The organism is Streptomyces sp. NPDC033216 (assembly GCF_055577115.1).
Map to the genome: position 1 here is coordinate 22870 of NZ_JBVIQK010000041.1, position 19576 is coordinate 42445.

A 19576-nucleotide genomic window follows, 5' to 3' on the forward strand; every position below is an offset into this window, starting at 1 on the left:
ACCTGCGCGGCCCAGGCGGTGATCGTCGTGGTGCTCCCTCCCCGGTTGAACAGGCCCAGCCGCGTCACGCTGCGGGTCGAACCAGCAGTCGTCGACGACGACGTACTGGTGGCCCGCTGCCTTCATGCCCGTGGACACCATCGCGTCGGCGGCCTGGCGGACCTGCGCCTCGGTGATCCCGCACCCGAAGCTGTTCCAGCTGTTCCAGCCCAGCGGCGGGGTGAGTGACGGGCTGCCAGGCGCGGCCTCGGCGGCCGTGCCGGGGGAGGCGGCGATGCAGGCGGTGAGCGTCAGCGCGGTGGCCGTGAGGAGACGCGGCAGTCGTCTGTTCGGGGAAACCATGGGGGTCCTTCCTGGCCCGCGAAGCTGTGCGGGCCTGATGGGCCGCCCACGAGTTGGTGATCAGGCGCGCGCGGGTCAGCGCCGCAGGGTGAGCAGGGCCGGCCGGTACGGCAGCTTCACGTAGTCGGTGCCGTTCGAGTGGGGGTCCCTGCCCTGGTAGAGGAACTGCAGGTTGCAGGGGTCGATGGTCATGGTCTGGTCGGGGTTGTTGCGGACCAGGTCACCGTGGCTGATGTCGTTGGTCCAGGTGGCACCGCTGTTGGCCTTGCCCGCGAAGGGGTTGCTCTCGGTGGCGGCCTGCGGGGTCCACGGACCGTTCAGGCCGGAGGCCGTGAACGAGCGGAAGAATCGCTGCTCCGTTGCACCACGAGCCTCAACGATCATGAGGTACTGGTTCTGGCCCTGGACCTTGTAGAGCTCCGGCGCCTCGAACAGGTTCTTCTCCGTGTCGCTCATGACCGTCGTGTACGACGAGCCGAAGCTGCTCGGGAAGTTCCCGATCGGCATGGTCGACTTGAAGATGCTGCCCTTGTCGTTGGCGAAGAACAGGTACATGTTCTGGTCGTCGGCGATCACGGTCGGGTCGATCGGGCCGCCGACGGGGACGCTGCCGGTGAACAGCGGCTGCGGCGCGGACCAGCCGTTGGGGTTGGTGGGGTCGCTGGACGTGCGATAGGTGAAGGGCCAGGCGGTGCCCCACCCGTTCGAGACCAGCACCCATATCTTCTTGGGCGCGAAGTAGAAGAGTTTGGGTGCCACCGCGGACCCGCTGATCCCGGTCTGGCCGGCCGAGGCCATGTCCGACCAGTTCGTGAAGGGCCGGAACGTCATCGCGCCCCACGACGATCCGTCAGAACTGGTCGCGTAGACCAGGTGCTGACCGTTGTACGTCACGGTGGTGAAGTCCTTCAGGGCGACCCACCCGTTCGCCGGCTGCGCCAGCGGACCCGTCGAATTCCACCGGTACGTCGACGGGAGAGCACACGTGGTCGGCGTCCCGGACAGGCCGGTCCACTTCTGGCTGCTGCCGCCGTTGCAGTTCCAGAGCTGCACCGCCGTGCCGTTGGCCGTGGCGCCGCCGCTGACGTCCAGGCACAGCCCGGACTCCACGGCGACGATCGTGCCGTCGGCGTTCGCCCGCCACTGCTGGTTGGTTCCGCCGGTACAGGACCAGATCACCGGCCGGGTACCGGCCGTGGTGGCGTGGCCCGGAACATCCAGGCACTTGTTGCCGTACACGGTGAGCCGGTTGTTGTCCGTCAGCGTCCACTGCTGGTTGGTCCCGCCGTGGCAGTCCCAGATCTGCACGTTGGTGCCGTCGGTCTGGCCGGCGCCCGACACATCGAGGCACCGGCCGGAACCGACGCCGCGCACGGTGCTCGTAGTGGCCGCCTGGGCGGGGTTGGTGAGGAGGGTCGCCGCCGAAGCGACCAGGGTCGCGAGCACCACAGACAAGTACCTGCGGCTGAAACCACGTCTGCGCATGGGGGTCTCATTCCTTGAGTGAGCGGCTGTTCGTCATGACGAACAAGGGTCGAGCTGTCGGGCAGAGTGAAGGGGGAAGAGCGGCCGTCTGCTTCCGGGGCGGAACTCACATCCTCACGATGCGCCACCGGTTGTCGGCGGTGCCGTCGTCTGAATCCTGGACCGCGAACGCGCCGACAGCGGTGGAATCGTTCGCGATGGCGAGCAATTTGCCGCTGTGTTCGTTGCGGATCTTGTAGGTCCCGTCTCCCTGGTCGAGCAGTGTCCAGCGGTGGTCGGCGGTGCCGTTGTCCGACCACTGCAGGACGGTCGCGTCGTCTGCCGTGGACATGTTCAAGACGCCGAGCACCTTGCCGCTGTGGGCGTTGCGGAAGCGGAACCCGTTTCCATCGGCGATCATGTGCCAGTCGTGGTCGGCGGTGCCCGAGTCGTGCCACTGGAGAGCGCGGCCGCCGTCGGCTGTGGACATGTCCTGGATGCCCAGCACGAGACCGCTGCCCACATTGGTGAGACGGACGGTGCCGCCGGCGTTCCAGTAGACGGTGTAGTTGTGGCCGTGCGCGTCGTGGAACGGGCCCAGGTTGACGGTGGAGCCGTTGGCGGTGGCGGTGAAGGCGAGTGACGTGCTGCTGGTCCGTTTGATCGAGGATGTGTTCAGCGTGGGGAGGGAGCTGAGCGTGGAGTCGCCGTAGTTGCCGGACAGGACCACCGGGCCGTAGGTGATCGCGGCGACGTTCGCGTTGTCGTTGGCCGCCCGTATGATGACCCGCATGGGCAGGTGGACGGTGACCGTGTCGCCGGAGGTCCAGGAGCGGGTCAGGGTGGCGTAGCTGCCGGGCGTGGTGGTGATGTCCTGCCGCGTGCCGTTGACGCTGACGGTGGCCCCGGCGGTCCAGCCCGGGATGCGCAAGCGCATTGCCCAGGTTCCGCTGACGTTGCCGGTGACCTGTAGGGTCGTGGTGTCGCTGACGGGGTATGTCGTGGTCTGGGTGACCGTGATGCCGCGCTGGGACCAGTTGAGCACCGAGGGCACGAACAGGTTCACGATCAGCGTGTCGTCACTGCGGTAGTAGATGGAGTCCATCAGCCTGGTGTGCATCTCCAGGCCCGTGCCCTGGCAGCACCAGAACGTGCCGTAGTCGGTGCTCCAGCTGCCGCCGCCCCACGCGGGACCCACACCGCGCCGGCCTCCCGGGTTGAGCGGGGTGAAGTAGGTGACGTGGCCGTGGGGGTCGGCCGGGTTCTGCTGGCCGATCATGTGGTTCAGCCACGCCCGCTCGTAGTAGTCGAACAGCGCGGCCCGGTTCGGGTCCAGTGCGAACAACTCCCGCGTGAGAAGGAGCATGTTGAAGGTGTTGCAGCTTTCGCAGGTGTCCTTGTTCAGGTAGCCGGCGATGGCGTTCGGGGCGCGGAAATGCTCCGCCTGGCTGTTGCCGCCGATGGCATAGGTGTGCGAGTCGACGCAGAAGTTCCAGGCGTTGGTGGCGACGTCCCGGTAACGGGTGGTGCCGGTCGCCTTGTACTCCCGGGCGGCCCCGATCCACTTGGGTACCTGGGTGTTGGCGTGCAGTCCGCTGAGCCGGTCCTGGTTGGCCGCCAGTGGGTCGAACACCGCCGCGTGGTCGAACCGCCGGGCGACGGTGAGCCACCGCGCGTCGCCCGTCTGCTGGTGGAGATCGGTCAGCACGGCGTTCATGCCGCCGAACTCCGTTCCCAGCATGGCCTGCATCTGCTGGCCGCTCAGCCGGCCGGTGCGCAGGTCGACCCATCCCGCCAGGGCGAGCAGCACGTCACGGGCTTGGGTGCTGCCGATGTGGCGCCATACGTCCAGCAGGCCGGCGAGGGTCTTGTGGATGGTGTAGTACGGCACGTTGCCGTTGCTCAGGGTCCGCTGTTCGAGAGCGGTGAAGTCGGACTCGGGGTAGCCGGAGAGGTACCCGGCGGTAAAGCCGGCGGCGCTGTTGTTGGCCTGGCACTTGGCCAGCTCCGCGACCATGTGGGTCGCCTTGTCCCGGCAGACGGTGTCCCCGGTCACGGCGTACAGCTGTGCCCATGCCGTGAGGAAGTGCCCCTGGACATGGGTGCGGAAGGGGAAGTCGGGCGCGTCCCAACCACCGTTCGGGGCCGCGCCGTTGGTGGAGAGCCGGTGATTGGCACGGAAGTTGTACAGCAGCCGGTCGACATCGACGAACCGCAGGTAGTTCCGTGTGCGGTTCTGGTTGTCCAGCCATCGGCTCGCGGTGAGCCGGACCTGGTCGAGTGCGAAGGGGTGCGCGGAGACCCCGACGTCGACCCTTGCGGGAGGCACGGCCGCCTGGGCGGGGGACGCGCAGACGAAGGATCCGGTGGCAGAGGCGGCGGCGGTGGCGCCCACTGCTTGCAGTAGGCGCCGTCTGCTGACGGAGGACGACATTTTGACCCTTTCGGTGAGGGCGGAACGTGCGGTTGCGTATCCATGCGGTGAAGGCCCTGGCGCGCTGACGGAACAACAGGGAAACCGTGCCCAGGGGAGTCGGGCAGGTCAGGCCCAGGGACTGACCACCGTGAAGAAGCTGTCGGCGCGGAAGGTGTCGGTGTTCTGGTAGAGGTCCATGCGCAGCGCGTAGTTGTAGTGGCGGAGGTAGCGGCCGGGGTAGTTGTACGACTCCAGGCTCACCGAGCCCGCGGTCGCGCCCGGACGGGCGCAGTACGTGGCGTCCTTGTCGAAGATGGTCGTGCCGCTGCTGCTGTCGAAGCGGATCCGGTGGTCCCAGTGCCGCAGATAGCGTCCGCCGGAGTCGCGGAAGGAGTAGCAGTTGGCGTCCGCCAGTCCGGGCACGACGGTGAAGGTGGCGCTCTGCTTGACGGCGGTGCTGCTGGAGGAGGTCACCGAGTCGATGTAGCCGAGGTTGTCGGAGCGCACCAGGGCGTAACGGTTCGGGAAGTTGACGGACCGGAGGGACCGAGTGGTGTTGGCCGGGAGGGTGACGCCACCGGAGACGGTCTCCTTCAGCACCGTCGCGTGGCGTATGAGGCCCGACAGTCCGGGCACCTCGGTGGGTGTGGACCAGGTGGCGTAGTTGTCGTAGCTGTCGCTGTACCAGTACTTGCCGGCGCGGTAGCCGTCGTAGTAGATGCGCCAGCCTCCGTTGTCGAGCCGGACCAGGGCCGGGCCCTCGACCCAGTCGCCGAAGCCCGCCCAGTTGCCGGTCTTCTTGAAGGTGTACGGGCCGGTGAGGCTGGAGGCGGTGGCGTATTCGATGTACTTGGTCGTCTCGTTCTTGGTGAACGCGTGGTAGGTGGAACCGACCTTGACGACGAAGGTGTCGATGTAGTTCGGGCCGATGCCCGCCAGCTGGGTGGGGGTGGACCAGGCGGTCAGCGCGGAGTTGGTCGCCGTGATCTTGTAGGCGGTGAAGTGGGTCGCGGTGCTCGCCGACGTCAGGGACACGATGACGTTGACGCTGCCGTCGGTGTCGACGAACCACTCGGGCGCCCAGGTCCGGGTCAGCCCGCTGATGGGGATCGTGTGGTTGTACAGGAGCGTCCAGTTCACTCGGTCGGTGCTCCGGGCGAAACCGATCGTGTTCCCGGTCCAGTTGGTGGTGTAAGTGAGGTAGTAGAAGCCGTCGGTGTGCTTGAAGATGCTGGGGTCTCGGATCAGACCGGACGGCGGGGTGAAGGCCGGGCCCTTCCGCAAGGTGAATCCGGTGGCGTCCGGCGAGTCGTACACGTACATGTTCGACTCGTTGCTGTTGGTGAACGCGGTCATCGTGTACCGCGTCGTCTGCCCCGCCGGCGGGTGGGCGGCTCCGGCCGTACCGGCGAAGGCGGTGGTGAGGCCCAGCAGGGCGGCCACCGAGGTGAGGAGGGCGAGGACCGCCCTGAGGGTTCTGTTCAACGCTGGTCCCGTTTCTGCGTGAACTGCCCTGATGCCTGAGGACTGTTGTTCGAAAAGTCGAACTGCGTGCGGTACTTCGAGCAGAAGATAGGTTTGGGCCGCGGTTCCGTCAATGCTTCCGACGGGTTCCGTTTCCGGTGCGGCCGGGGCCACCCGGACGGCGGGATGGCAGTGCTGTCGCGCACGTTGAACTCCGCACGACGTCTTGCCCGTTCTGCGACCATTCCGCATCGCGGATGTGGCCCACGTTCACACCACCGGACACTTCTTGAGTCGGCCGGCCCTCAGAGGGCCGTACGGTGGTCCGTGTTCGAGCGGCCGGTGCCCCGGTCGTCGTCGGGCGCGCACCGGCCCGCACCGAAGCGAGGTCCGTTGTCGCGCTGCCGAGACTGCCGGGGCATGTCGCCCCCGACGAGCCCTGGTTCCCGGCGGGAAGACCCGTCGCTGACGGCCGGCGGGCCCGACGGGGCCGACGCCGTGGCCATCACCAGCGCCGCACCGCCGCCGTCGCCGGTGCCGTGGCCCTCGGCCACGGCAGATGGTCCGCCCTTACAGGGGTGCCGCCCTGCCTACGACGCCGTCACCACCGTCCACCGCCTCGGCGAACCCCAGCCCAAAGCAACCCAGCCACGACGATGCCCCAGTAGCTGCTGGTGAGATGCCCTGCGGGGAACTGCTGGCCGTGGTGGTGTGTGTGGGAGAGAGACCGCGGCGAAGGTTTGGTACAGGCCGCGGCCGGGGTTGAAGGGGGCGCGGAACTGCTCCGCCTTGGGGAACGACGCGTACAGGACGGCGATCGGCGAGTCCGGGTCGTGGAGTGCTTCCGTCTTCGGGTCGAGGGCTGCCGCGTCGGATCCGGTGATGACGGTGATGTGCCGGGCGTGGCAGCTGCGCCTGCTCAGTGCCTCGAGGAAGTTGGGCAGGTACTTGACGCGGGCGGCGTAGTGGACGGTGTCGATGCCGCGCGGCGAGGCGTGTCCGGCATCTGGTCCTGACCGTCCCACAGCCCCGTGGCAGGGTGCTTCGTCGATGAGCTGGTCGATACGCCAGATACCGGCCAGGGACTTGATCTGCTGGGACTTGGGCACCGCCACCACATGGCCGACCGTTCACGTTCGGCCGCCGAGTCCCCGCCGGATCGGCCCCGGAGCCGTACGGCACTCCGGCCGACAGGCCCTCTCAGGCCGGCGGCGTCGGTTCCGTGCCGCTCCAGCGGAGCGTGACGTCGAGGTGGGTGCTGACGCCGGCGCTCGTCAGGATCGCGCCGAGTTTGGCGTCCAGGACGACACCGAAGGTGACCTCCACCTCGTCGGGCCGCTGGGCGACGTCGCGGAACTGGCCTATCACCTCGGAGGCGGCGGACGTGATCGGCGCCAGCGCCTCGCGCAGGGTCGTCCCCGCTGTCTCCAGGCGGCTTCCCAGGCCCACGGCCCCGGTGCCGGTGCGGGCGGGCGGGGCGACGAGGACGGCGGTGCCGTCGTCGAGGGTGAACTGGACGGCGTCCGGCATGCGGGGCTCCTACAGGGGTCGGGCGGGATGCGGGTGGGGGGCAGGGATGGTCAGGGGGTGCTGCAGAGCGGCGGCGGCCGCGGAGAGGACTCGGGGTCCTCGTATCCGAGTGCGTCCTGGATCCTGTCGAGTGCCGCCAGCAGAGTCCTCTGGGGCTTGCCGTTGGCGTACTCCACGACCGCCCGGTAGAACGCGGCGGACACGTCCGGGTCCATCGCGTCGGCCGCACTGAAACAGAGCCTGTGCACGGGGGGCCGTAGCAGCGCCGCTATCCGGCCCTGGACGGGATTGGCGTACTCGGTCACCTTGCTGTGGGCGGACAGCGCGAAACCGGGTTCGTTCACCCAGGCCTGCTGGGCCGGCGCGCTCGCCAGGAAGGCGATGAACCTGTCGGCGTTCTCGTTCTCCGTGAGCTTCCCGACGAAGTCCGCCGAGACCTGCAACGCTTCACGGGTGGGCGGGACGAACGTGTACCCGCCCTTCTCCTTCACCTCGGCCGCGTCGAAGGGCATCGCGGACAGGGCGCCGTGCCGCAGGGAGCACTTTCTGCCGGTCACGTCGTCGGCGGCGGCACGGAAGGGGACGTTGGCCGCGTTGTCGAGGGCGGTTCCCACGGTCTCCCCCCACGTGGTCCACGCGTCGTGGACGGGTCCGGTGCTCCACTTCGCCGGGCCCGCCGGACCCTTCGTCCCCAACGCCCAGCGGGTGTAGTCGTCGTCACCGTGTGTGGCGAGCAGGATGTCCGCTATCCAGTCGGCGCCGGGCCAGCCGGAGGTGGGACCCGACTCCAGTCCCAGACACCAGGGGGAGCCCGGCCGCGAGTCGGCGTCCGCGGGAGGGGCGGCGGCCCGGGAGTCGTACCAGATGAGGCTCTTGACGTCGGCCTTGACGGGGACGGCGTAGACGGCCTCGCCCGCCATGCCGAGGCCCCGGAACGGCTGCACGAACTCGCCCGTCTCCACGGACAGTTCGCGCAACGCGCCCTCCTGCCGGTACTTGGCGATCGCTCCGACGCTGGGCAGCACCGCCAGGTCGGGCTTCGCGTCGGCGGCAACAGCGGCGTCGAGCTGCTGGGTCAGGGCGCGGGTGGCCAGCGGTTTGACGTCGATGCCGGGGTTGCGCTCCTCGAAGGCCTCGACGACCGCGTGGAACGCCGCGAACTCGTCGTCGGACCACGGAACCATGATCGTCACCGTGCCCTTCTCCTGCGGTCCGGCGCACGCGGCCGGAGCCGCGACCAGCCCGAGGACCAGGGCGCAGCGCAGCAGGGGTGTCGCGAGTCTTCTCATGAGCGGGGGAACCTGTATTCGGCCAGGCGGGGACGGTAGGCCAGGTACGCGAGGCCGCCCGCGGCGGCGAGCACGGGCAACGCGATCGCCGCGTGCAGCGGGGTGAACCGGCACATGCAGACGCAGATCGACGCGGTGGCCACCAGGGCCTGGAGGAGGGTGGGGCTGGGGTAGCGCCGGAAGCTTCGTACGACGATGCGGCCGGTCGCCCAGACCAGCACCAGCATGACCACCAGGGGCGCCATGAACAGCGGCCACAGGACCCCGGGATCGCGCCAGCGGGAGGTCTCCTGGCGCTCCTTGGCGTCGAGCTCGAGCTTCTTGAGGCCCGCGAGGGACTGGTCGAGGTCACCGGTGAAGGAAGCGGCCTCCTCATCGGCCTCCGAATCCTTCGCCTCCTTCGTCTCCTTCACGGGCGCGGCGGACGCGCCCTTCCCCTGTGCGCCGGTCCCCGGCGCGTCCAGCGCCTCGCCGACCTTCAGGACGGCCGGAGCCCCGTCCAGGACCGCCGTGTTGGCCATCTGGACGGTCGTCGCCAACTGGCCCTGCACGAACTGGATGTGACTGAGTCCCTGCTCGCCGGCTCCGTTGCTCTCGGTCGCCGAGGTGAGATGGGAGCTGATGCGGGCGGTGGCGTTGGCGAAGTCGGCGCCGGTGCCGGTCAGGCCCATCGCCTCTTTGCCGATCTTGGAGACCGCGTCCAGCGCGGCCTTCGCCTTCCGCGTCTCGGCCTGTGCCTCAGCGATGTGGTCGATGGCGGTCTGCGTGCGCCGAGCGGTCGCGAGCTGCTCACCGGCCCGGTCCGCCACCATCAGGTAGAGCAGCGTCGTCGCCGCCACCACGCCCAGCACGCCGGCTCTGAGCCAGCGCAGCGCCACGACCGGATGGGAGGCGCGCGGCCGCACCCCGCTCACAGGGCGTCCATCGGCTCGTCGGCCGCACCCGTCTCCCCGAACCGATCGCCGCACGCCTCGCAGAACCTGGCCGCGGGCGACGTCGCGGTCGTGGCGCACCGCGGGCACACGTGCGGCGACTGCGCGTCCCGGGGAGGGAGATCGGGCGGGTCGGCCTGCGGTCTCGCGGTCTTGGTCGAGTCGACGCCGACGCCGAGTATCCGGCCCCGGGGGACGTCCGGCCGCACCCGCAGCCGGCCGTCGTGGCCTTCGGACGCCACGGAGCGCAGCAACCGCAGGCGCGCGGTGTCCCGCAGGGATTCCGCGAGGCCGATCGCGAGCCGCAGTTCGTGGTCCGCGCGGTCGAGGTCCCCGCGCAGGTGGGCGTCGGCGCAGGCACGCATCGCCATGCCGAGTTCGCGTTCGTTCTCGACGCGGGTGAGGTCGGGGGAGCGGGCGACGCCGAAGCCGGGTGTCGAGCGGCGGCGCACGACCATGGCCGCGGTATCGGAGCAGGGCCGGCGGGTCCCGTCGGGGAACTCGGCGTGCAGCGTGACCCGTGCGGCGCGCAGCACCTCGTCCACGGGCAGGCTCTGAGGGTCGAAACGGAGGGAGATCTGGTACTGGCGGCTCTCCGGCGGCCAGGAGCCCAGGGGTACGTGCGTCTCCTCCTCCCGTCGCTGACTTGCTGTCAACTCCGCTTCCACGGGGCGGGTCTGCCGTACGAAGGCGAGCTGGAAACGGTGGTTGAGGCGCAGGCCCAGATACACCCGGGGTACGACGATCCGCTGTGCCTCACGCATCAGGCGGGTGAAGTCCTCCGTGAGGTCGGAGAGGGTGACCACGGCCTCGGCGGTGCCGTACAGGGCCTCGGTGATGCGCAGGACCTCGGCGTAGTGCCAGTCGTCGCCCAGCCCCCTCGCGTCGCAGACGAAGCGGTCGGTGCACGTCGCGAGGATCTCGCCGAGCTGCTCCGGCGTCTCGTGCTCGTCCTTTCCGTCGGTGTACAGCACCGCGTGGCGCACCGTGCCCGGGGACTCCACGGAGGCGAAGAGCTCGCGGGCGCGGGCAAGCCATCGGCCGATCGCCGTGCCGCCCTCCGGCAGTTGGCCGACGACCCGGAGCTTGGCGTCCGCCCGGCTGAGGGCGTCGACGCGGGCCAGGCCGCGGCCCGAAGGGGGAAAGATCACCTCGGCGTTGTGGTTGCCCGCGACGATCCCCAGCAGGGTGCCGTCACGCAAGGTGTCGATGGCCGCGCACATCGCGCGCTTCGCCTCGTCCAGCTTGTGGCCCGTCATGGACAGCGAGCGGTCCATGATGAGGATCTCCGCGCTCGGGGCCCGTTCGGCCGAGCCCTCCGCCGACCGCGCCGTGACGGTGATCAGGGCGTCCGCGCGCCGCTCGTCGTGGGGCAGATCCGAGGGCGCGTCCACTTCCAGGGCGAAGCTGAGCCCCAAGGGCGACCTGTCCCCCACCGGCACCACCCGATCATGTCGCTGCGTGTTCCCCTACGGAGCGTGTTCACGTCCTCGACGGAACGTTTCAGGAGCTTAGCCTGCCGGGCGCGGCTCCGAAACGGGAATGACCCGTTCTGCCACGCTTTCCCGTCCGGCCCCATCTCAGCGGCGGACGAAGCCTGTTGGCCAGGTCCACCAGTGCCACGTACTCGCGCTCGGTCGGCGCGTGCGGTCCGAGGGCCCGGACCGCGTCGGACAGCTTCAGCCGGTCGCGGGTGCGCAGGAACTCCGCGTACTGGATCTCGGCCCGCAGGGCGGCGAAGGCCGCCTCGTCCACGTCGAGGCCCGGCAGGGCCGCTCTGGCCCGCGCCACGTCGTCCTCGGTCGGCGCGGGGTGCCCCGGTCCGGGTACGACCATCACGCGCAGCCGCACGGCCGCCACGCGTGCCTCGCGCTCGTAGCGGAACTCCTCGGCCAGCTGTTCGGCCACGTGCACCGCCTTCGCGCGTTCGCCGGCCCGCAGCAGAACGCGGGCCAGACCGAACCCGGCCGCCCCGAGTGCCGGAGTGGTGTCGAAGGCCATGCCGTAGTGCGACCGCGCCGCCGTGCGGTCCCCGCGCAATTCCGCGCACAGGCCGAGGGCGAGCGGCGGTATCAGCTCCCCGGGAAGCGCCCTGCGGACCCGGCCGAACACCACGGCGGCCCGCTTCGGACGCCCGTCGGCAAGCGCGATCAGGCCGCAGTACCAGTCGGCCAGCCAGTGCCAGTCGGGCAGACCCGCCCCCGCCAGCTGTCCCGCCGCCGACGCCGCGTCCTTTCTGCGCAGGGCGAGACGGCTCTCGGCCAGCGACCCACCGGCCGCACCCGTGACGCCGGGATCGTCCGGGTCGGACAGAGGGGCCGGAAGGGCGGCCGCGATGTCACCGGGATGCGGGGAGGAGAACGGCGCGGGCATCCTCAGCAGCCCCCTCTCGTCGGGTTGCGCCTCCACCCAGTGGGCCGGCGGCCGGGCCGCGCCCAGCCCGCCGTGCAGCGACTCGGGCATCGAGCCGAACAGGGCCGAGGGACGCGCCACCTGACGGCACGTCGGCGGCGCCGCGACCACCTGCCGGATGACGCCGCTGAGCTGCTCCGCGAACTGCCGGGCCGACACGAACCGCCCCCACGGCCGCTCGGAGTCCGTGGCGCGCTCCACAAGCAGGTGGAGCGAGTCGACGCCCGGCGCGGAGCGGTCCGTCCAGCGGGAGCGGCACACCTCGCGCAGCGTCATGCCCAGCCCGTACAGGTCGAAGCCGGGGGTGGGACGCAGGTGCTCCGGATCCGTCTTCGGAGGCGCGTACGCCTCCGTGTACGCCACGACCGGTCCGGTGTCCTTCGTGTGGCTGCGCACCGCCCCGAAGTCGATGAGCCGCACCCGGTCCTGCGCGCCCGCCGCGCTCTCCTCCCGGAAGCGGATGATGTTCAAAGGCTTGACGTCGCAGTGCAACAGACCGCGGGCGTGCAGGTAGTCGAGCGCCTGGAGGACGCGGACGCCGTGCGCGAGGAGGGTTTCGAGGCGGTCGCCGTCGCGGGCCGAGAGCGGTTCGCCCGGCACGTACTCGAGGACGAGGTACGGCCCTTCGGGCTCGTAGCCCAGGATGCGCACGATGCTGTCGTGGCGGAGTCCGGCCAGGACGTCCCGTTCGTGGCGGGCGGTCTTGGCGACCGACCTGTGCAGGGCCTTGAGGACGACCTCGGTCGCGAGGTTGCGGTCGTGGGCGAGGTAGGCGGCGCCGTACGCGCCCGAGCCGAGGACGCGTCGGACGTCGTAGCGCCCGGCGACCGTCAAGCCGTCCGGGCGGCCGAAGTCGTAACGGGTCCCGCACACGGAGCAGAATCCGGCGATCCGGCCCGGCCTGCCGTCGTGGCCGCGTCCGACCGGCCGCCCGCAGGCGGGGTTGAGGCAGTGACGGTGCTCCTCGGCCACCGGGCCCGAGCGGGGCGGCGGCAGCTCCGGCGGCTGGTCGGAACCGACCAGACCGAGGCCGTACCAGGGATCCGGGCGGACGTGCGCCACGCCGACGCCCGCGCCCCCGCGCGCCTGCGGCTCCGGTCCCGGCTCCGGTCGCGCCGACACGGCCTCGGCCCGCGGCAGCGGCGGCCGGTCGCACCGCGCGCAGAAGCCCTGGTCGTCGATCACGTCCTGCCCGCAGTCGGGGCGGTTGCACAACTGACGGCTCATCCCCTGTGACTCACCTTTCCTCCAACCGTCGGTCGACCTCTTCGATGTAACGCCTGACCAGCGAGCGCGCGGCCGCGAGGTCGACCGGCTCGGTCATCAGCGAGCGGAAGGCCGGGGCGTGCCGCTCGGCGAGACGCCGGTCCTCGACGCCGAAGTAGCGGGCGGCGCGCACCCGGTGCAGTTCCAGGCGGGTGGTGAGGTCCTCGTGCGCCGTGATCATGCGGCGCAGGTCGTGATCGAACCGGGCCACGGCGGCCCGGGCCTCCTCGGCCCGGCCGTGGATCGCGGCGAGTTCGGGGTTGGGCTCCGTCGCCCGCGCCACGGCCAGCCGGACCCGCAGCCGGGGTGCGGCACGGCGCGGCAGCCGGGGCGCGGCGAAGAACTGTGCCCCGCGCTCCTGTTGCAGCACGGACGCGGCGTCCTCCTCCGCCGAGAGCCGGCCGACGACCCGGTGGACCTCGGCGGCGGTCACGCTGCGGGCGGCCTCTCCGCGCAGCGGCTCGGGGTCGAGGGAGACGTCGTGGGCGAGGTCGGCCGGCGGCGGTCCCTCGAAGCCGAGGACGAGGCGCAGGCCGCGCGAGCGGGCGCGGGCCGCCGGCTCCCCGAGCAGTTCGCGGAGGAGGGCCTGCGGGTCCTGGGCCCGGTCGACCCCGCCCACCACCAGACAGGCGGGCGGCAAACGGCGCAGCAGTTGCCGCCGCACCTCGTGCGCGTCGCCGCCTTGGAGCCCGAACCGCCGGGTGAGATAGCCGCAGACGTCGGCGACCGACCTGCCGCGCGCGTCGTAGGCCGCGTCGATCGTGCCGAGCCCGAGGACGGTGTCCCCGGGGGCGCCGGTGAGTTCGGCGTCGGTGACCGTGGCGCGGGCCGCGGGATCGGCCGTGCGCACCAGACGGACGAGCCAGGAGTCGCCCACGGCGGTCGTGCCGCCGGTGCCGACGACGACCGTGCCGGACCAGCCGCTGTCGAGCAGCCGGGTGAGCTCCTGGGTCAGGGCGAGGCGCAGCGGGTCACCCAGCACGTCGCCGGGCAATTCGCCGCGCGAGGGCCCCAGTTCGTCGTTTCGGTCGCCGCCTGTGAACTCCTCGATCCGGGGCAGGTACGTCAGGATCGTCTCGGTCGGCAGCATCCAGGCCGCCTTCGCGTCGCCGTTGACGTAGTCGGCCACCACGATGCCGATGACCCGGCCGTCGAACTCGCCGCCCACCGCCATCGCCCCGGCGCCCGAGTAGCCCCGCTCGATCCACGGATCGCCCTCGCGCATCCGCTTCAGCAGGCCCCACTCGCCCTGCCGGTGGCCCGATCCCGCCAGTCGGGCGTCGGCCCCCATGCCGAACGGTTCGTCCTGAGGGAAGCCGTAGACCTGGACCGTGCCGCCGGACAGGGGGGCCTTCCACAGCGTGGTGCGGGTGCCGCAGCCGGCCGGCTCGTCGAGTTCGAGGAGCGCCACGTCGCCGCGCTGCGTTCCGTGGTCGTGCACCCACGTGCCCGGTACCACGTGCGCGGTGCGCGTCCATTCCGGCCGGCACGCCACGCTGCTGATGCGCACATGCGGCACGGACCCCCCGGGGGCCGCCCCCGCGTAGCGGACCACGTGGGCGCACGTGAGCACGTGCCGGTCGTCCAGCAGCACCCCGGCGCCACAGGGCGCGCCTTCCTCGTCGTCCACCCTCACACGCCACGGACGGTCACTGTGGTGATGCAGCGCCATGAGCCCAAGGTAGGGCAACACGCGCCCCGTTGACCCGGATCGGCGGGACGGGACCGCTGCCGCCCGTCACCTCTGCACGCTCAGTCCGGCCGATGCCGCCGACCGGCCGCGCACGCCCACCCGCACGTACCCGACCGCCCCGCCGCCCGGCCGCCGGGACCTCGACGTCCGCCGACGCCGGCCGCGTCCGCCACACCGGCCTGATGGCGCCGACCCGTACCGCGCGCCCCAGGTCGACGCGTCTGCCTGCCCGGGAACGGGCTGCGTTCCAGGTGCTGCTGGAGGCCGGCGCGATCCGGCATACCTTTGGAATCGACCGCAACACCGTCCAGCGCCTGGAGAGCAAGGGCCTCGCGCAGCTGGTTTCTGTGGACAGGCACTGCTGGCTGGGGGAGCCGGCCGACCGCTACGGCCCCGCGGTGGCCACTGACCGTGCCCGAAATGCCGGCGCCGGCGCCGGTGACCGCCGCGAACCTCGAGGTGATGCAGTCCGGGCGCGGCGCGCGCGGCTGCGCGCAGGCAGCACCGGCGCGCGTGCCTGTTCGAGACCACGTACGACGAGGCGGCCTGCTGCTCGGACGGACCTACGGCGTTCCCGGCCAACGTCCCGCCTACGGGGACCTGTAATTCGGCTGGCTCGGGGTGGACGGTGGGCAGGGTCATCTCGTTGAAAGGCGGGAGGGGCCCGTCGTGAACTGGCCCGTCAGAAAGGGACATCGATAGGCCGTAGTCGTGGTTGTCGGAGGTGACACCTATAGCCCTATGGATAGGAAGATCTAGAGGTTGTCCCGTATGGGGCGTGAGTTATCCGGTGAGGGCCAGGTGGTGGAGCCGGGCGACGCCGAGCATGGCCTTGCTGAACTCCGTCGCCCTTGAGCCGGCAGTCCCGCAGGATCTTCCCGTTCTTCAGCCGCGACAGAGCATGTTCCACCCGGGCTTGAGCCCGGCGGTGGTCCGCGTTCTCCGCTTCCTGCTGGGGACTGAGGTGGCTCTGGCCTCGTCGTTCACGGTGTGGGATGAGCAGGCCAGTGCCCTGATATCCGCCGTCGGCGATGGTCGGGCGCCGCGGCAGGCCCGGTCGACGCCGGACTCAGTCGGCGTGTCTTCGTGGGCCGCGCCAACCTCCTGGTGCGAGCATCTTGACGCCGTCGCCGCCGAACTCGATGGCCGCCCACGCAAAACGCTCGGCGGCGCTACCCCAGCCGAGCGCCTGCATGAACTGCTTGCGGCCTGATCGACACGACCACGTGTTGCAGCTCCCCGCTGAAACCGCCGTGGTAGCGGGCCTTACGCCCGTGGCGGGACGGCAGACGAGCTCAGAGCTGGGTTTCGCCGCCATCCACGGCCAGCTCGATGCCGGTGGTGTACGTGGCATCGAAGGCGAGGAATGCGGCCGCCTTGGCGAACTCTTCGACGGTGCCGTAGCGCTTCATAGGGTTGCTCGCGGTCCGCTCCGCCCTGAACAGGTCAGCGGCCTCTTTGGACAAGTTCATCGTTTCCAGAATCCCCGAGTCGATGGGACCCGGGCTGATCGCATTGACACGGATTCCCCGCGGAAGCAGCTCCCGGGAGAAGGTGCGGGCCATCGAGCGCAGCGCCGCCTTGCCGGCCGCATAGACGCTGGTGTCCACCATGCCGATGACGTTCGCGATCGAGGTGGTGAGGACGATGGCGGCGTTCGCGCTCAGCAGCGGAGCGAGCTTCTGCACAGTGAAGAAGGCGCCCTTGACGTTGATCGCGAACAGCTCGTCGTACACGTCCTCGGTCGTCGACTCGAGGGGCGTGAGGGGCGAGATGCCGGCGTTGACGAACAAAGCCTCCATCGAGCCGAGCTCGCTCTTCACACGGCCGACGAGCACATCCAGGTCGGACAGTGAGGCCACATCCGCCCGGACAGCCGCGGCGTTCTCTCCGAGCCGCTCGCGTGCCGCGTCGAGCTTGGCCTGAGAACGGCCGGTGATCACCACGCGGGCTCCGCCTTGCACCAGCAGCTCCGCCAGCGCGAGCCCCATCCCGCTGCTGCCACCCGTGATCACCACATTCTTGTCGCTGTACTTACCCATACCGAGGTTGCTCCGTTCCATCATCAAAAACATGTCGATATATCTGTATGTCGCCATCCATGAAGCGAATCAGCCGAGGGTTTCGATCTTCATGTCGCCTGTGGTGACCGTGCGGATGTGATCGCTGGCGAGCAGGCCGTGCGGATTGCCGAGGTGGATGGAGCCGACCTCGTCGAGGCGGGCCAGTTGGGAAGGAGTGAGGTCGACCTGCAGGGCACCCAGGTTGTCCTCCAGCTGCGCGATGGTGCGGGCGCCGATGATCGGTGCCGTCACGCCCGGGGCGTTCAGGGTCCAGGCCAGTGCGACCTGGGCGGGTGTGCGGCCTAGCTCCGAGGCCACCTCCTTCACCACATCGGCAATGGCTAGGTTGCGGTCGGTGACCCATCCCAAGGCGACGTTGAGGCTCTTGCGGTTGCTGGCGGTTTCGCCGACAACGGAGCCCACCTGGTTCTGGTCCTCCCGGCTGTACTTGCCGGTGAGCACCCCGCCGCCCAGCGGGGAGAAGGGGACCACGCCGAGTCCCATCTCGCGTGCCATCGGGATCAGGTCACGCTCCGCAGTGCGCTCGATCAGGCTGTACTCGGTCTCCAGTGCGACCAGTGGTGACCAGCCGCGCAGGTCGGCGATCGCCTGCATGCGCGACACCTGCCAGGCCGGGGCGCTGGAGATCGCCACGTAGAGCACCTTGCTCTGCCTCACCAGGTCGTCCAGTCCCCGCAGGATCTCCTCCACCGGCGTCCTGAAGTCCCATACGTTCACGTAGAGCAGATCGATGTAGTCGGTGTTCAGCTGCCGCAGACTGGCTTCCACCGACGCCAGCATGCTCTTGCGGTGGGTACCCCCGGAATTGGGGTCACCGGGCTGACGCAGCGTCGAGTACTTCGTCGCCAGCACCATCTTGTCGCGGTTGGTGCGGGCGAATTCGCCGAGCAGTCGCTCGGAGCTGCCGTTGGTGTAGGTGCTGGCGGTGTCGAAGAAGTTGCCGCCGAGCTCGGTGTAGCGGTCGAAGAGCTTGCGCGCCTCCTCGCGCTCGGCGCCCCAGCCCCACTCGGTGCCGAAGGTCGCCGTGCCCAGCGCCAGCGGTGAGACCCGGAGTCCGGAACGGCCCAGCAGCCGATAGGTGTCGAGAGTGAGTGCCATCGTGTTCTCCTGTGAGGTGCGGTTCGTGGCGTTCGGAAGGTGCGGATTGGTGGTCGACCCGCCCGTGTTTCAGGCGCCGAGCCCGTAGCCGCCGGCCACGGTGATGTCCTGGCCGGTGATGTAGCCGGCGGCGTCCGAGGCGAGGAAGGCGACTGCTTCCGCGACCTCCTGGCTGGTTCCGAAGCGCTTGAAGGGGATCTTCGAGCGCATGGCGTCCCGGCCGCTCTCGGGCACCCCCAGCTTGTTGAGCAGCGGGGTGTCGGTGGCCCCGGGGCTCACGGCGTTGACGCGAATCCTGCGCGGGGCCAGTTCGAGCGCGAGGGAGGGCAGCATGGCCAGCAGCGCGCCGCGTGTCGCCGCCCCCACCGTGGCGCCAGGGGTGCCGTGACGGGATCCGATACCCACGGTCAGCACGATCGAGCCGCCGTCGTTCATGAGGGGAAGGGCCTTTTGGAGGGTGAAGTACTGGCCCTTGAAGTTGAGGTCGGCGTGCTCGTCGAACGATTCCTCCGTCACCTCGGCAACCGGGGCCGGACGGAATATCCCGGCGTTGAGGAAGAGCAGGTCCAACGATCCGAACCGCGCCGACACCGCCGACATCAGGGCGTCGGTGTCGGAGAGCACGCGCCCGTCGGATCGGACGACGAGCACGTTGTCGGGGAGCTCGGACTGCGCCCGTGCGAGGGATTCGGGATTCTGTCCGGTGACCGCGACCTGGTGGCCGCGGGCGTGCAGCAGCTCGGCCGTCGCTCTGCCGATCCCGGTCGTCCCCCCGGTGATGAGCGCTGTGGGCATGGCAGACCTTTCGTCGCTGAAGCGATGGGTGAGACCACCCATAATCGGGGAACTCCCCGGTTGTCTCACCGTACACTGAACCGGGGACATCCCCGAATCGTTCTCGAGCCTCATCCGACACTCACGATCGCGAAGGTCATGACACCTCCACGCAGCACCCTGCGCGCCGACGCGCAGCGCAACCGCGAGCAACTGATCGCCACGGCCGCCGAAGCCTTCGCCTCCGGACGCCCGATCTCACTGGACGCGATCGCCAAACGCGCGGGAGTGGGGAACGCCACCCTGTACCGGCACTTCCCCACCCGAGAGGATCTGGTCGAAGAGGTCTACCGGGACCAGATCCGCCCCTTGCGCGAAGACGCGCGCACCCTGCTGGCTACCGAGCCGCCCGCACAGGCCCTCCACGCGTGGATGCTCCGATTCGCCGACTGGGCCGGCGAACGACGCGGCATCTGCGAGGCCTTGGTCGCCATGAGCGCTTCCGGCCGCTTCGGCACCGGACCGGTCTGCGACGAGGTCCAGCAAGTCCTGGCGATGGTGCTCGAGGCCGGCGCCACAGCAGGAGAACTGCGCAGCGACATCGACCCGGTCGAGGTAGGCGGCATCCTCGCCGGTTTGCTCTCCGTGGCCGGCGCACCCGAACAGCGCCCCCAACTGAACCGCATGCTGGACGTCGTCGTCGACGGACTCAGGCCCCGCTAAGAGGTCCTAACAAAGGCGCTGGACGTGTCTGTGGGTGATCAGGCAGACGGCGAGGCCGAGGAAGGCTTCGTGGATGTCATCGCGTCGTT

The 19576-nt window shown here is 70.0% G+C and carries 14 protein-coding genes and 2 pseudogenes; 1 reads left to right on the forward strand and 15 read right to left on the reverse strand.

All coding sequences use genetic code 11. The features are described from left to right. Window positions 1-45: 45 nt before the first annotated feature. From ACZ5Y0_RS35405 to ACZ5Y0_RS35475, 15 genes and pseudogenes are all read right to left on the reverse strand, one after another. Window positions 46-342 (reverse strand): annotated as a pseudogene (locus ACZ5Y0_RS35405) (alpha-galactosidase); the annotation flags it as partial. Between the two features lie 75 nt (window positions 343-417). Further along, window positions 418-1827 (reverse strand): non-reducing end alpha-L-arabinofuranosidase family hydrolase, encoded by a 1410-nt coding sequence (locus ACZ5Y0_RS35410; RefSeq protein ID WP_469132752.1) that lies wholly within the window; start codon window positions 1825-1827, stop codon window positions 418-420. A gap of 106 nt (window positions 1828-1933) precedes the next feature. Next, window positions 1934-4240 carry a beta-L-arabinofuranosidase domain-containing protein gene (locus tag ACZ5Y0_RS35415; RefSeq protein WP_469132753.1) on the reverse strand — a complete coding sequence of 769 codons (2307 nt, stop codon included), beginning with the start codon at window positions 4238-4240 and terminating at the stop codon, window positions 1934-1936. A 108-nt stretch (window positions 4241-4348) separates the two neighbouring features. Next, entirely contained in the window at window positions 4349-5707 is a 1359-nt protein-coding gene (locus tag ACZ5Y0_RS35420; RefSeq protein ID WP_469132754.1) for a glycoside hydrolase family 43 protein, read from the reverse strand. A gap of 569 nt (window positions 5708-6276) precedes the next feature. Beyond that, window positions 6277-6795 (reverse strand): hypothetical protein, encoded by a 519-nt coding sequence (locus tag ACZ5Y0_RS35425; RefSeq protein WP_469132755.1) that lies wholly within the window; start codon window positions 6793-6795, stop codon window positions 6277-6279. 91 nt (window positions 6796-6886) lie between these two features. Then, on the reverse strand, window positions 6887-7216 hold the full coding sequence (locus tag ACZ5Y0_RS35430; RefSeq protein ID WP_467518941.1) for a CU044_2847 family protein: 330 nt from the start codon (window positions 7214-7216) through the stop codon (window positions 6887-6889). A 50-nt stretch (window positions 7217-7266) separates the two neighbouring features. After that, a complete protein-coding gene (locus tag ACZ5Y0_RS35435; protein WP_469132756.1) occupies window positions 7267-8505 on the reverse strand; it encodes an extracellular solute-binding protein in 1239 nt (412 codons plus the stop codon). Then, window positions 8502-9419 carry a hypothetical protein gene (locus tag ACZ5Y0_RS35440; protein ID WP_469132757.1) on the reverse strand — a complete coding sequence of 306 codons (918 nt, stop codon included), beginning with the start codon at window positions 9417-9419 and terminating at the stop codon, window positions 8502-8504. The genes ACZ5Y0_RS35435 and ACZ5Y0_RS35440 overlap by 4 nt, the downstream gene beginning before the upstream one ends. After that, on the reverse strand, window positions 9416-10855 hold the full coding sequence (locus tag ACZ5Y0_RS35445) for a vWA domain-containing protein (RefSeq protein ID WP_469132758.1): 1440 nt from the start codon (window positions 10853-10855) through the stop codon (window positions 9416-9418). The genes ACZ5Y0_RS35440 and ACZ5Y0_RS35445 overlap by 4 nt, the downstream gene beginning before the upstream one ends. Window positions 10856-10940: 85 nt before the next feature. After that, entirely contained in the window at window positions 10941-13076 is a 2136-nt protein-coding gene (locus ACZ5Y0_RS35450) for a tetratricopeptide repeat protein (protein WP_469132759.1), read from the reverse strand. A 10-nt stretch (window positions 13077-13086) separates the two neighbouring features. Next, window positions 13087-14787, reverse strand: a complete 1701-nt coding sequence (locus ACZ5Y0_RS35455; RefSeq protein WP_469132760.1) for a trypsin-like serine peptidase — start codon at window positions 14785-14787, stop codon at window positions 13087-13089. A gap of 804 nt (window positions 14788-15591) precedes the next feature. Then, window positions 15592-15844, reverse strand: a pseudogene (locus tag ACZ5Y0_RS35460) (transposase family protein); the annotation flags it as partial. A gap of 259 nt (window positions 15845-16103) precedes the next feature. Then, the gene (locus ACZ5Y0_RS35465) at window positions 16104-16850 is read right to left on the reverse strand and encodes an SDR family oxidoreductase (protein WP_469132763.1); all 747 of its coding nucleotides are present in this window, start codon (window positions 16848-16850) and stop codon (window positions 16104-16106) included. Between the two features lie 69 nt (window positions 16851-16919). Continuing rightward, window positions 16920-17990: an aldo/keto reductase gene (locus ACZ5Y0_RS35470; protein WP_469132761.1), complete on the reverse strand. Its 1071-nt coding sequence runs from the start codon at window positions 17988-17990 to the stop codon at window positions 16920-16922. Between the two features lie 69 nt (window positions 17991-18059). Continuing rightward, window positions 18060-18785 carry an SDR family oxidoreductase gene (locus ACZ5Y0_RS35475; protein WP_469132762.1) on the reverse strand — a complete coding sequence of 242 codons (726 nt, stop codon included), beginning with the start codon at window positions 18783-18785 and terminating at the stop codon, window positions 18060-18062. Window positions 18786-18923: 138 nt separating this feature from the next. On the opposite strand from ACZ5Y0_RS35475, the gene ACZ5Y0_RS35480 reads away from it, so the two are divergent. After that, window positions 18924-19487 carry a TetR/AcrR family transcriptional regulator gene (locus tag ACZ5Y0_RS35480; RefSeq protein ID WP_329900747.1) on the forward strand — a complete coding sequence of 188 codons (564 nt, stop codon included), beginning with the start codon at window positions 18924-18926 and terminating at the stop codon, window positions 19485-19487. The last annotated feature ends 89 nt before the right edge of the window (window positions 19488-19576 follow it).